This is a genomic window from Paracnuella aquatica, from assembly GCF_003332885.2.
Lineage (GTDB): Bacteria > Bacteroidota > Bacteroidia > Chitinophagales > Chitinophagaceae > Flavisolibacter > Flavisolibacter aquaticus.
In genome coordinates this window covers 150,635-163,580 of sequence record NZ_QOWJ01000005.1, presented here as the reverse complement: position 1 = coordinate 163,580, position 12,946 = coordinate 150,635, and the positions used below count along the sequence as shown (strand labels likewise).

At 49.8% G+C, this 12,946-nt stretch carries 13 protein-coding genes; 8 read left to right on the top strand and 5 right to left on the bottom strand.

Going from position 1 to position 12,946, the window contains the following annotated elements; genetic code table 11:
• Nucleotides 1-565: 565 nt before the first annotated feature.
• Nucleotides 566-1,891: a citrate (Si)-synthase, eukaryotic gene (locus DRJ53_RS09690; RefSeq protein ID WP_114235423.1), complete on the bottom strand. Its 1,326-nt coding sequence runs from the start codon at nucleotides 1,889-1,891 to the stop codon at nucleotides 566-568.
• A 252-nt stretch (nucleotides 1,892-2,143) separates the two neighbouring features.
• Here DRJ53_RS09690 and DRJ53_RS09685 point away from each other — a divergent pair, with 252 nt between their 5' ends.
• The 6 genes from DRJ53_RS09685 (at nucleotide 2,144) to DRJ53_RS09660 (ending at nucleotide 8,312) form a co-directional block, all read left to right on the top strand.
• Nucleotides 2,144-3,433: an aminopeptidase P N-terminal domain-containing protein gene (locus tag DRJ53_RS09685; protein ID WP_114235422.1), complete on the top strand. Its 1,290-nt coding sequence runs from the start codon at nucleotides 2,144-2,146 to the stop codon at nucleotides 3,431-3,433.
• 24 nt (nucleotides 3,434-3,457) lie between these two features.
• Nucleotides 3,458-4,252, top strand: a complete 795-nt coding sequence (locus tag DRJ53_RS09680) for a CDP-alcohol phosphatidyltransferase family protein (RefSeq protein WP_114235421.1) — start codon at nucleotides 3,458-3,460, stop codon at nucleotides 4,250-4,252.
• A gap of 268 nt (nucleotides 4,253-4,520) precedes the next feature.
• Nucleotides 4,521-4,772: a phosphoribosylformylglycinamidine synthase subunit PurS gene (purS, locus tag DRJ53_RS09675; RefSeq protein ID WP_114235420.1), complete on the top strand. Its 252-nt coding sequence runs from the start codon at nucleotides 4,521-4,523 to the stop codon at nucleotides 4,770-4,772.
• A gap of 20 nt (nucleotides 4,773-4,792) precedes the next feature.
• A complete protein-coding gene (rsmI, locus tag DRJ53_RS09670) occupies nucleotides 4,793-5,527 on the top strand; it encodes a 16S rRNA (cytidine(1402)-2'-O)-methyltransferase (RefSeq protein WP_241558509.1) in 735 nt (244 codons plus the stop codon).
• Between the two features lie 107 nt (nucleotides 5,528-5,634).
• Nucleotides 5,635-6,087, top strand: coding sequence for a PepSY-like domain-containing protein (locus DRJ53_RS09665; protein WP_114235419.1), 453 nt, complete (start codon nucleotides 5,635-5,637; stop codon nucleotides 6,085-6,087).
• A gap of 284 nt (nucleotides 6,088-6,371) precedes the next feature.
• A complete protein-coding gene (locus tag DRJ53_RS09660) occupies nucleotides 6,372-8,312 on the top strand; it encodes a M1 family metallopeptidase (protein ID WP_114235418.1) in 1,941 nt (646 codons plus the stop codon).
• Nucleotides 8,313-8,611: 299 nt separating this feature from the next.
• On the opposite strand, the gene DRJ53_RS09655 is transcribed toward DRJ53_RS09660, so the two are convergent.
• The 3 genes from DRJ53_RS09655 to gatC form a co-directional block, all read right to left on the bottom strand.
• Nucleotides 8,612-9,178 carry a cob(I)yrinic acid a,c-diamide adenosyltransferase gene (locus DRJ53_RS09655; RefSeq protein ID WP_114235417.1) on the bottom strand — a complete coding sequence of 189 codons (567 nt, stop codon included), beginning with the start codon at nucleotides 9,176-9,178 and terminating at the stop codon, nucleotides 8,612-8,614.
• Nucleotides 9,179-9,286: 108 nt separating this feature from the next.
• Nucleotides 9,287-9,997 carry an ABC transporter ATP-binding protein gene (locus DRJ53_RS09650; RefSeq protein ID WP_114235416.1) on the bottom strand — a complete coding sequence of 237 codons (711 nt, stop codon included), beginning with the start codon at nucleotides 9,995-9,997 and terminating at the stop codon, nucleotides 9,287-9,289.
• Nucleotides 9,998-10,010: 13 nt separating this feature from the next.
• Nucleotides 10,011-10,301: an Asp-tRNA(Asn)/Glu-tRNA(Gln) amidotransferase subunit GatC gene (gatC, locus tag DRJ53_RS09645; RefSeq protein WP_114235415.1), complete on the bottom strand. Its 291-nt coding sequence runs from the start codon at nucleotides 10,299-10,301 to the stop codon at nucleotides 10,011-10,013.
• Nucleotides 10,302-10,504: 203 nt separating this feature from the next.
• Here gatC and trpS point away from each other — a divergent pair, with 203 nt between their 5' ends.
• Both trpS and DRJ53_RS09635 read left to right on the top strand, forming a co-directional pair.
• Entirely contained in the window at nucleotides 10,505-11,503 is a 999-nt protein-coding gene (gene trpS, locus DRJ53_RS09640) for a tryptophan--tRNA ligase (RefSeq protein WP_114235526.1), read from the top strand.
• A gap of 51 nt (nucleotides 11,504-11,554) precedes the next feature.
• Nucleotides 11,555-12,190, top strand: coding sequence for a deoxynucleoside kinase (locus DRJ53_RS09635; protein ID WP_114235414.1), 636 nt, complete (start codon nucleotides 11,555-11,557; stop codon nucleotides 12,188-12,190).
• 139 nt (nucleotides 12,191-12,329) lie between these two features.
• Here DRJ53_RS09635 and DRJ53_RS09630 read toward each other — a convergent pair whose 3' ends face one another.
• Nucleotides 12,330-12,911 carry a DUF922 domain-containing protein gene (locus DRJ53_RS09630; RefSeq protein ID WP_114235413.1) on the bottom strand — a complete coding sequence of 194 codons (582 nt, stop codon included), beginning with the start codon at nucleotides 12,909-12,911 and terminating at the stop codon, nucleotides 12,330-12,332.
• Between the last annotated feature and the right edge of the window lie 35 nt (nucleotides 12,912-12,946).

The window sequence follows — 12,946 nt, the reverse complement described above, 5'->3', positions numbered from 1 at the left end:
CTGCGGGTAATTTGGGGTTATTGGGCCTTTATGTGTTTGTAAAAAAAGCAAACGCTTTCTGCTTGTCATGCTGAGCGCAGCGAAGTATCTAAATATTGTAGTTATAAAATCTTAAGTAAAAATTGCAGGATCACTTTTCTCCAAAATTTCTGCAGGTTCAGACTCAGATCCTTCGCTGCGCTCAGGATGACAGGCAAAAGCGTGATTGATGGGCAATAAGCATAGCAATCAAAGAGGATGATTTCAGCGTCGGTGTATGACAATTATAGCAATTAGAGCCAGTCATGCCGAACTCGTTTCGGCATCCCCTTGTGCTTTTGTAAACGCTGCGAGAGGAAGGAGATGCCGAAACAAGTTCGGCATGACAGCTAATTAGAGAAAAAGTCTACTCCTGGTGCATAGGCAAAGCACAATAGCATTACAGAACGTACAAGTGTGCGACGCAACAGGAGCACAATAGTTTTATTACAGCCGGCTACACAAAACAAAACAGCCACTCCAAAAGAGTGGCTGTGTAGCTATAATTGAATCTCCAACTTAAAAACAGGCCTGGATTAAATCCGGGTTACTCGCCCCAGATTTCGCCTTCGCCTTTGAGCCAGCCTTTCACCAGGTCGGTAGTAACCGATTTGGGGCGCTCAATGGGCAGGCCAAGAGCCCGGTCCCAACACAGCGAGGCCAACACACCCAGTGCCCGGCTTACGCCAAACAACACGGTGTAAAATTCGTACTCCACCATGCCGTAGTGCACCAGCAGGGCGCCGCTGTGCGCATCCACATTGGGCCAGGGGTTTTTGATCTTGCCCAGCGATTGCAGAATGGGCGGCACCACCTCGTACACGTTCCAGATGGTTTGCACCAGCGGATCGTTGGGCATGTGCTTTTTGCCAAATTCCATTTGTGCCGTAAAACGCGGATCGGTTTTGCGCAGCACCGCGTGGCCGTAGCCCGGTACCACTTTTCCTTCGCTCAGCGTTTTCTTTACATATTCTTCAATCTGCTCTTTGGAAGGCAGGTCGGTGCCCAGCTCCTGGCGCAGTTCAAAAATCCATTTGATCACTTCCTGGTTGGCCAGGCCGTGCAGCGGGCCCGCCAGGCCATTGAGGCCGGCAGCAAAGCTGAGGTAAGGATCGCTCAGCGCAGAGCCCACTAAGTGTGTGGTATGTGCCGATACGTTGCCGCCTTCGTGGTCGGCATGGATGGTCATGTACAGGCGCATCAGCTCCATAAAACCTTCATCATCAAAACCCAGCATGTGGGCAAAGTTGCCCGACCAGTCGAGCAGCCCATTGGGCTGAATATGCTGGCCGCCTTTGTATTTACGGCGATAGATATATGCCGCCACACGGGGCAGGCGGGCAATCAGGTCCATAGCATCGTCGAACGACGCATCCCAATATTCTTTTTTGTTCATGCCGGCAGCATAGCGGCGGGCAAACTGACTTTCGGTTTGCAGGGCCATTACGGCCACCACCAGTTGCGTCATGGGGTGGGTGGACACCGGCAGTGCCTCGATGGTTGCAAACACATGGTTGGGCACATGGCTGCGGCGCTGCCACAGCGAGGTCATGTTGTTGGCGTCTTCCTCGGTGGGCAGGTCGCCAATCAGCATCAGGTAAAAAAGGCCCTCGGGCATGGGCTCGGAGCCGCCGTTGTATTTGGGCAGTTTTTGCTGCAGCTCTGGAATGGAATAGCCCCGGAAACGAATGCCTTCCTGGGCATCGAGCAGCGAGGTTTCGGAAACCAGTCCGGTAATGCCACGCATGCCCTGGTAAATCTGGGAAAGGGTTACTTCACCAATCTTTTTGGAACCATGCTCTTTAATCAAATCCTTAATTTCCGCAGCAAGTATGTCTGCTTTGTCTTTGAAGCGGTCTTTAATCACTCCCATTATGTTGGTTTTTGTCGCGGTTAATGAGGTTAACGATCGAATCCAGTAAAGGTATGGATTGGCACCTGAGCAGCAAAAAAGGAGTTTACCGCCCCGCTTAAAGTGGCGTTAAACATCGGCCCGCGACTAACGGTTGTCACTAACCGGCCGGGGCATTTTGGTGCATATTAATTCGCCTTGGTCAATCTTCTTTTTCGGTTACTTTGCCGCTTATTCGCTCATTCACTGCCCTGCAGTTAAATCATTGCATATATGAAAAATCTGCCCCTCGATTCGCAGTTATTCATCAACAACCGCCAGCGTTTTACAGCCCGCATGCAGCCCGGCTCCATTGCCATATTTGTAAGCAACGACGAAGTGCCCACCAACGGCGACGCCCTGTTTCCGTTTCGCCAGAACAGCGACCTGTACTGGCTTTCAGGCATTACGCAGGAAGACAGCATGGTGATTCTTTTCCCCGACAACCCCGATCCTAAATACCGCGAAGTGCTGGTGCTGGTGCGCCCCAACGAGCTGAAAGAAAAATGGGACGGCAAGCGCCTGCGCCGCGAAGAAGCCACCACCATCAGCGGCATCGGCACCATTGTGTGGCTCGACTCGATTGATGCGCTGCTGCAAACATGGGTGCACCTGGCCGATACCATTTACCTTGATACCAACGAAAACGACCGCAAGGCCAGCCTTATCCGCACCAGGGATTACCGCTTTGTGGATGAAATGAAAAGCCGCTACCCGCTGCACCGCTACGAACGTGCCGCCAAACTGATGAAGGAGCTGCGGGGCATTAAAACAGCGCAGGAAGTTGAGGTGGTAAAAAAAGCCATTGAAATAACAGGCAATACATTTAATCGTTTGTTGCAATTTATTAAACCCGGTGTAACAGAATACCAAATCGAAGCAGAAATCTATCATTCGTTTTTAAGCCAGCGGTCGTCGGGCCCGGCCTACCATTCCATCATTGCCTCCGGCGATAATGCCCGCACACTACACTATGTAAACAACAGCGAGGAGTGCAAAGATGGCGACCTGATCCTGATGGATTTTGGCGCCGATTATGGCGGCTATGCAGCCGATTTAACCCGCACTGTACCGGTAAACGGCAAGTTTACCGAACGCCAGAAAGAAGTGTACAACGCCTGCCTGCACCTGCTCAACTTTTGCAAGGGCATTTTAAAACCGGGCATCTCCATTGTTGATTATACCGATAAAGTAGGAGAAGAAGCGACGCAGCGGTTTCTGAAAATTGGCCTTATTACCGAAGCCGATGTGAAAAACGAAGACCCCGAAAACCGTGCTTACCGCAAGTACCTGTACCACGGCATTTCGCACCACCTGGGCATTGATGTGCACGACCTGGGCACCCGCACCGAACCCATACAAGCGGGCATGTTGTTTACCATCGAGCCGGGCATTTATATTGAAGAAGAAGGCATGGGTGTACGCATCGAAAATAACGTGTGGATTACCGAAGACGGCAATATTGATTTGTTTGCCGGCATCCCGATTACTGTGGAAGAGATTGAAGCAGCGATGCAGCATTAATTAGCCCATTTAAAATACACCAACTTGGTACGTCAAATTCCCAACCTCTTTACGCTGCTCAACCTCATATTTGGCTGCATTGCCATTGTGTTCATTTTGCAAACCGGCCAGTCCATTGTGCTGCTCGATAACAACAGCGGTGCCACGCAGGTGGTGCTGGCCGAAAAGATGACCTGGGGTGCCCTCTTCATTTTTGCGGCGGCTGTGGTCGATTTTCTGGATGGCTTCCTGGCACGCATGCTCAAGGTAAGTTCGGAAATGGGCAAACAGCTCGATTCGCTGAGCGATGTGGTGAGTTTTGGCGTAGCGCCGGGGCTTATTTTATACCAATTGCTGCGCATTTCATTTGCGCAGGATGAAGGGGGGCTGGATGTGTCGATGCTGCTGCTGATTCCTGCATTTATTTACAGCGGTGCAGTGGCTTGGCGGCTGGCAAAATTCAACATTGCCACCAACCAAAGCAGTTCGTTTCGGGGTGTGCCCTCGCCTGCTGCGGGCCTGCTGGTGGCTTCGTTTCCGCTCATTATCTGGTACGAGTACTTTGGCATCCAAACCCTGTTCATCAATCGTTGGTTTTTGTACGGCATCATCGCTGTACTGTCGTACCTGCTGGTGAGCAATCATGTGCTGATGGCCATTAAGTTTACCGATTTTTCGTTTCGCAACAACCTGCTGAAATACATACTGCTGGCCGTTTCGCTGGTAGCCCTGGTAGTATTGAAATGGCTGGCCGTTCCGGTGATCTTTGTATTGTACCTGGTAATTTCGGGCTTTGCAAAAGATACTGTTCCAGTACACCCGGTGAAAGGAAGCGTGTAGAATAACGAACAGAGGAACAGATGAACAAGGAACAGAAGAAGTTGGAGGAGAATATCGAACAAGGAACAAGGAATGATGAACCGATGAATGACAACTGCCGATAATAAATAATTACTGATTATCGGATTATTGATTATTTGCACAATACTTCGTCATTCGACATTCCTTGTTCCTTGTTCGTTATTCTAAAGACCTTGTTCTTCTGTTCTGTTGATATTCTCCGTAGGTTTGCGCAGCATTTTAGGAAAATACATTTAAATAAAAAGTTATGACCTATACAATACAGGTAAAAGTAATGCCCCTGAAAGAATTGCTGGACCCGCAAGGCAAGGCCGTACTCACCGGGCTGGGCAACCTGGGACTTAAGGCTGTAAGCGATGTTCGGGTAGGAAAAAACATTACCCTGCAGGTAGATGCGGCCGATGAGGCAGCCGCCAAAGCCGTAGCCGAAGAAGCTGCACGCAAGCTGCTGGCCAACCAGGTGATGGAATATTTCGAAATCGAAGTGTCGCAAGCCTAATTCGGCTAAACAACACCGTTATGAGCAATGCGTTGGAACAAACAGGCAGCACCAGCACCGGTTTCCAGTTCAGGGACACCGATGCCATGCTGTTTCTTGTTCCTACGCCTATTGGCAATTTAAAAGACATCACGCTGCGGGCACTGGAAATCCTGCAGGGAGTAGATGTGATTCTTGCCGAAGACACCCGCAACTCCGCTCGGCTGCTCAATCATTACAACATCACCAAACCGCTGACGCCTTTTCACCAGCACAACGAGCACAAAGTGCTGCAGCACCTGGTGGATCAAATGGGTGCTGGCAAACGGATGGCAGTGGTTACCGATGCCGGCACTCCGGGCATTTCCGATCCTGCATTCTTGTTGGTGCGTGCCTGTATTGAACACGAAATAAAAGTAGAGTGCCTTCCCGGCGCCACGGCATTTGTGCCGGCGCTGGTCAACAGCGGGCTGCCCATTCACCGCTTTGCATTTGAAGGTTTTTTGCCCCTGAAAAAAGGCCGCCATACTGCACTGACCAAGCTGGCCACCGAAGAGCGGACGCTCATTTTCTACGAATCGCCGATGCGGCTGGTAAAAAGCCTCGATGAAATGGCGCAATACTTTGGCGCCGACCGCCGCTGCTCGGTAAGCCGCGAACTCACCAAGATGTTTGAAGAAAACAAACGCGGTACGCTGAAAGAGGTGGCCGACTATTTCCGGCAAAAAACGGTGAAAGGCGAGATCGTAATTATAGTAGCCGGCACCGAAGCTTAAGCAATCGGCAAACCTGCGCTTAGTTGCGCATTCAACAAGACTTTCACATTTCCACACCACTGCCCTTCTGCCCTATTTATTAATTTGGCGCCCTAAACCTTTGACTTATGAAACAACGCTTTTTACTCCTGCTCATGGTTGCTGCATTTGGCTGGAACGCAGCCGGCGCACAGATCCGCGAAGTGCCCAAAGCTGTTAAAGATTCTTTTGCCGTGCAGTTTAAGGGTGCAGGCACACCCAACTATATTGATAACATTGTAAATGTGCAGGTGAAATTTGAGCACAACGGCGAAACCAAGATGGCCACGTTTACCAACAAAGGCCAATGGAAAGAAACTGAACAGCCATACGATTTTGAAAAGCTAAATGCCGATGTAAAAGACGGCTTTGAAAAAAGCCGCTACAGCGGCACCGACTGGAAAGTGGCCGACACCAAACTGGTTACACGCCCCGCCGGCGTGGAACTGTACCGCGTAAAAGTGGAAAAGAATGACGTGCAGAAAAAGTATCTCTACTTCAATGCGTCGGGCAAACTGGTGCACGAAAGTATTACTCTATAGATCTCAAAAAGGGCTGCACACCGCAGCCCTTTTTTATAGAAATAACGGCACTATGCTTAGGCTCAATTTCAATAAAAAGACAAGTTCAATTTCTTATTAAAACCGGTTCACTTTCCGTCATAACCATGATCTACTGACTACAAACTCCAGACTCCGAACTCCCCTCTTCGTGCTCCCTTTGTTCCTTTGTGTCTTCGTGGTTCAACACCCCCTTCCAAACTTTTGTTTTTCTCCTAACACGTATTCACCGAAATTTAGACCCACTTAAAAAATTGTCCGTTCGCATGAAGAAAAATCTGAGCTTATTTCTCGGGCTCCTGTGTGTGCTGGTGGCAGGCGCACAGCCCGACCGGTGGCAGCAAAAGGTAAAGTACACCATGAACATTGACATGGATGTGCAAACCAACAAGTACAAAGGCACGCAAAAACTGGAATACTGGAACAATTCGCCCGACACCCTCGACCGAGTATTCTTTCACCTGTACTGGAATGCATTTCAGCCCGGTAGCATGATGGATGCCCGAAGCCTGCGCCAAGGTTCGGTAGTGATGCGGCAGGACCGCAACGGCAACGACATTGGCGATTGGGATGCACGGGTTCGCGACCGCATTTCCAACCTCAAGCCCGACGAGATCGGTTACGAAAATGTAACCTCCATCAAAATGGATGGCCGGGCACAAAAAACAAAACTGCACGAAACCATTTTGGAAGTGCAGTTGGATAAGCCCATTGCGCCCAAAAGCAAAGCGGTTTTTGATATGACCTGGGATGCGCAGGTGCCCCTGCAGGTGCGCCGCAGCGGCCGCGATAACCCGCAAACCGGCGTACGTTACACCATGACGCAGTGGTACCCCAAACTGGTGGAGTACGATTACAACGGCTGGCATCCCAACCCATATATTGCCCGTGAATTTTATGGCGTATGGGGCGATTATGATGTAACCATCAACATCGAAAAATCATACATCCTTGGAGGTACCGGTTACCTGCAAAACCCTAATAGCATTGGCTATGGTTACGAGGCCAAAGGGGCCAAAGTAACCCGCCCCGCCGGTGCTAAACTATCCTGGCGTTTTGTGGCACCCAACGTGCACGATTTTGCATGGGCCGCCGATCCGCAGTTCAAACATATTAGCCGCGACATAGCGAACGGACCCACCATTCATGTGTTGTATAAAAACGAAAGCAACGATGCCCGCCAGGAAGCGGCATGGAAAGAAATTGCCGATGCAGCGGTAGCGGTGTATCCTTTTATTAGAACCAATTTTGGCGCATACCCGTGGCAGCAATATTCGTTTATACATGGTGGTGATGGTGGCATGGAATACCCCATGAGCACCATGCTGTCCGGACCAAGCCTGGGCACTGCATTTCACGAGTGGATGCACACCTGGTACCAGGGCCTGATGGGCACCGACGAAGCGCAGTATGCATGGATGGACGAAGGATTTACCGAGTACGCCACCAACCTGGTGGAGGAATTTTACCGCAAAGAGGTATTGCAAAAGCGCCTGGCCGGCAACCCCGCAGAGCAACGCAAATCCGACTCGCTGGTGGCTGCTGCACTGCCGCTGTATCATGCGCCCAATTACAACAGTTATTTTGGGTTGGTGAAAAGCGGCCGCGAAGAACCGCTGACCACGCATGCCGATCATTTCAATACCAACTTTGCGTATAGCATTGCATCGTATTCAAAAGGCAATGTGTTTTTGGAGCAACTGGGATACATTGTCGGCGCTCCGGTTCGCGACCGCATCCTGCTCGAATACTACAAGCAATGGCGCTTTAAACATCCCAATGTGCACGATTTTGTGCGGCTTTCGGAAAAAGTAAGCAGCATGGAACTGGACTGGTACCAAGAGTATTTTGTGGCCAGCACCAAGACCATTGATTACGGCATCGACAGCCTGTGGGAAGCAGGCGGCGCTACGCAAATCCGGTTGCGCCGCATTGGCCAAATGCCCATGCCCATGGATGTGAAAGTAACGTTCAAGGACGGCACATCGGAGTGGCACTATGTGCCCATGTACCTGCAGTTTGGCGAGAAGCCGGCGGAGAAAGGACAGGAAGGCCGCAAGGTGTATGAATCATGGAAATGGACACACCCAACTTATAACATCAACACTGCAAAACGCCTGACCGATATTGTTTCCGTTGAAATAGATCCGTCGCAACGCATGGCGGATGTGGAAAGGAGAAATAATAAGCTGGAATTGAAGTGGTAATTTTTTGAATACAAAATCAAAAGCCCGCAACATGTTTAGGTTGCGGGCTTTTTTTGTGGGCGTAGCCCACACCTGATGGTAGCAAATATTTGAGCAAGCGTTGATGTTAGGCTACGCCTAACCCCATGCCATTTGAAACCAATGATGACTTAAAGGAACAGGGTTGATCTACGATCAACCCATTTCGGTTATGCATTTTGCGCTACCGACAGGTGTGAGCTACGCCCACAAAATGATGCAACGAATTTTCGTTGCATCATTTTTTTATGCTCCTAAAATATATCTGCGGTATGGACTGTTTAACCATTCGTCCGAGGCTTCCACGGAATTTCGGCTGCGCCTAACAGTTGGCCTGCATATCGGGCCAGTGTAAACAGGTAATCGCTCAGCCGGTTGAGGTATTGAATCACCAATGGCTCAACAGGTACATTGTGTTGCTGCAACGCCACCGCCAGCCGCTCGGCCCTGCGGCACACGCAGCGAGCAATATGAATGGAGGAAACAGTGGTATGCCCGCCAGGTAAAATAAACGACTTCATTTCGGGCAGTTGTGCTGTCATAAAATCGATGCGCTGCTCCAGGTGTTGCACATCACTTTCGTACAGGTCGGGCAACTGCATTTTAGTGCCCTTTTCATGGTCGGTGGCCAGCATGGAACCAATGGTAAACAGCCGGTCCTGGATCTCTTTCAATTCATCGGTAAACCTCGGATCGGCCATCTGGTCGTTGATCATCCCGATCCATGAATTCAATTCATCCACAGTGCCGTATGTTTCAATCCGCAGATCGTTCTTCGGAACCTTGGTACCGCCAATCAATCCGGTATTGCCACCGTCGCCGGTTTTAGTATAAATCTTAAACGCCATGATTAAGGGTTGATAATAATGGAAGTGAGGCAAGGCAAAATTCAAACGTAAAAAGTCAAAAAAGGTTCGCTGATCAAACAGCCACTCTTTTGACTTTTGCCTTTTTACTTATAGCTGCACTGCAGTAGTGGTTTCTTCTCTACGTTTATCGCTTTCCAGCACGCCATCGCGCAGGCGAATGATACGGCGGGCATGGTTGGCAATATCTTCTTCGTGGGTTACCAGCACCACGGTGTTGCCGCCGGAATGGATTTGCTCAAAAATATCCATGATCTCGTACGATGTTTTTGTATCGAGGTTGCCGGTTGGTTCATCGGCCAGAATAATGGAAGGGTCGTTCACCAGTGCACGGGCAATGGCCACACGCTGGTTTTGACCACCGCTCATTTCATTGGGGCGGTGGTGGCTGCGGTCGGCAAGGCTTACTTTTTCCAGCACCTGCATCGCTTTTTCCATCCGCTCTTTTTTGGGCACACCGGCATATACCAGGGGCAGCGCCACATTTTCCACGGCAGTAAGGCGCGGCAGCAGGTTGAACTGCTGAAACACAAAACCAATTTCCTGGTTGCGAACATCGGCCAGGTCGTTGTCGCTCATGCGGCTTACATCTTTGCCATTGAGCACATAGGTGCCGCCGGTGGGTGTATCAAGGCAACCCAAAATATTCATCAGCGTACTTTTTCCCGAACCCGAAGGTCCCATCAGGGCTACATATTCGTTTTTATAAATATCCAGCGAAATGCCCTTGAGCACTTCGATAACCTGGCGGCCCAGAAAGTAATTTTTGCGGATGTCGCCTAAATGAATAATGCCGGCCATGCGGTATGGGTTGTTACTTTTTGATCACTTTAGGTACCTGAAAATATTGCGCATCGTGGTGGGGCGCATTGTGCAGCGCCTGCTGGCGGTTCAGCATATCGCCGGGCACATCATCGCGCAGCACATTTACCGCATCGCTCATGTGCATCAGCGGCTCCACGCCGGTGGTGTCCAGCTCCCCTAATTTATCAATGAAGCCAATCATTTTCTGAAGGTCGCCTTTGATGGCTTCCCGCTCCCCATCGTTGAACTCCAGATGGGCCAGCGTGGCCAGTTTGTCTACCAATGCGTCGTTTACCTGCATCCAACAAATATAGCCAGAGTTTGGTGTTTACCTCCTGCCCTTGTTTCTGCAAAATGAAGGCGACATATTTTTACTTTTATACAAATGCAGTAAACAACAAGCGTGTTTGCAAAACGTTTACGCCGCCGAAAAAAGGTTTTTCCGCCCACTGCCGCCAACTACCAACAACCAACTACAAACTATCAACTATTTTTGCCGCTCTTATGAAAGAAATTGTTGTCAGCGGCATCAGGCCCACCGGCTTTTTACACCTGGGAAATTATTTTGGCGCCATGCGCAATTATGTGCGCATGCAGGAAGCGTACGACTGTTATTTCTTTGTGGCCGACTGGCACTCTTTAACAACCCACCCCGATACAAAAGAGCTGCGCGACTCGGTGCAGCGGGTACTGGCCGAAAACATTGCAGCCGGCCTCGATCCCGAAAAAGCCTGTTTGTACGTGCAAAGCACCGTGCCCGAAATTGCGGAACTGTACATGCTGCTGAACATGATGGCGTATAAAGGCGAGCTGGAAAAAACAGTGACATTTAAAGAAAAAGTGCGCCAGCACCCCGAGAACGTAAATGCCGGCCTGCTTACTTACCCAGTGCTGATGGCCGCCGATATATTAATTCATCGCGCTAAATATGTGCCCGTAGGTAAAGACCAGGAGCAACACCTGGAAATGACCCGCAATTTTGCGCAGCGTTTTAACCACCGCTATGGCGACCTGTTTCCAGAGCCTGCTGCATTTAACTATGGGGCTGAATTGGTAAAAGTTCCTTCGCTGGATGGTACGGGTAAAATGAGCAAAAGCGAAAACCAGATGGCTACGCTGTACCTAGCCGATAGCGATGACCTGATCCGCAAAAAAGTGATGAAGTCAAAAACCGACAGCGGCCCCACCGAGCCAAATTCTGAAATGCCCGATTATATCCAGAATATTTTCCAATTGATGTCGCTGGTGAGTGAAGAAAGCACCACGCAAAAATTCCGCGACGATTTCAACAACGCCAACATTCGCTACGGCGATATGAAAAAGCAACTGGCAGAAGATATGGTGCGTTTTATTGCACCCATCCGCGAACAGTCGGAAAGGATTTATGCTGATAAAACTTATTTAAATAACGTAATTGCCCAGGGCGCTGAAAAGGCAAGAAGCAGTGCCCGCCAAACCATCGAGGCTGTCCGCGAAATGCTTGGACTGGCCTATATTCGCTAACCTGCACCAAACCGCGGCAAAGCCGCATGTTCCAAAACCGCACCGTTCGTTATGCCTAAGAATAATAAGCCCCAACATATTGCCATAGCCGGAAACATTGGCGCCGGCAAAACCACGCTGACCGAACTGCTGTGCAAGCATTACAAATGGCTGCCGCATTTCGAAGACGTGGACCACAACCCCTACCTCAATGATTTTTACGAGGACATGCCACGCTGGAGCTTTCAGCTGCAGATCTATTTTTTAAACAGCCGCATCCGCCAGTTGATCGATATTCAGAAGGGCTCCGACACGGTGATCCAGGACCGCACCATTTACGAGGATGCGCAAATTTTTGCGCCCAACCTGCACGAAATGAACCTGATGACCAAGCGGGATTTCGAGAACTATTTTTCTCTTTTTGAAACGCTGAAGGCAATGGTAAAACCGCCGGATCTGCTCATTTACCTGCAGGCTTCCGTGCCTACGCTGGTGGGGCAAATTCAAAAGCGTGGCCGCGAGTACGAAGAGAACATCCGCCTCGACTACCTGAAACGCCTGAACGAATATTACAACAAGTGGATTGATGGCTACAAAGAAGGCCCGCTGCTGGTGATCAATGTAGATGAAAACCGCTTCCAGGAACGCACCGAAGACCTGGGGAAGATCATTTCTTCGATTGATGCGGAGTTGTTTGGGTTGTTTTAAAAAGACGGGAAAGACGCGTTTAAGGAAATGAAAAGTCCTATGAGTACAGAATCGTGATGTTCTGTACTCATAGGACTTTTTCTATGGTAGTGATCTTCTTTTCTGACTTTACTGTCTTTCCCGTCTTTACTGACTATCCCTATGGATAATTCATATACGGCGCGGTATCATCCAGCAAAGCTTCAATACGCACCAGCCATTCTTCCTGGCGGGCCTTTTTGCGGCTGTGGTCGGTTTCGCTGTCGTACTGCTCCTGGAAAGCTTCTTTTTCTTTTACCACGCGGTAATAAATATCGTTGATGTCTTTTTTAAATGTTTTTGCATTGAAGCGGTACAACTGCAGCTCGTTGTGCAGTTTGCGGGCATAAATTTCCGTGATATCGAAATGTGCTTGTTCATGCGCCAGGATGTATGGCGTACGGAGCAGGCCCCATGAATGTTGTTTGGAGAAAGCACAGGAAATATCGTAAAGGAACTGGTTGTTTTTTACGCGGTACGAAATGCCCAGCGAAGTGCTCGTCAATGCTACGGCTTCGGTGTTGCGTACCGGCACGCTTTTAAAGTCCTCCCAGGTAAGTTTGCGGTCCGATTTCCAGGCCATCATGGTTTCATCTTCGGTAACGGGAGCCACGGGCAGTTCGGCGCTGCTGAGGGCTGCTGGCGCAACGGCGGTTTGTAAAAAAAGCAGGGATACGGTAAGCAGGTGTATGAGGTGATTCATAGCCAAATGAAAATGGTGGTGTTTTCAAAAAGGTA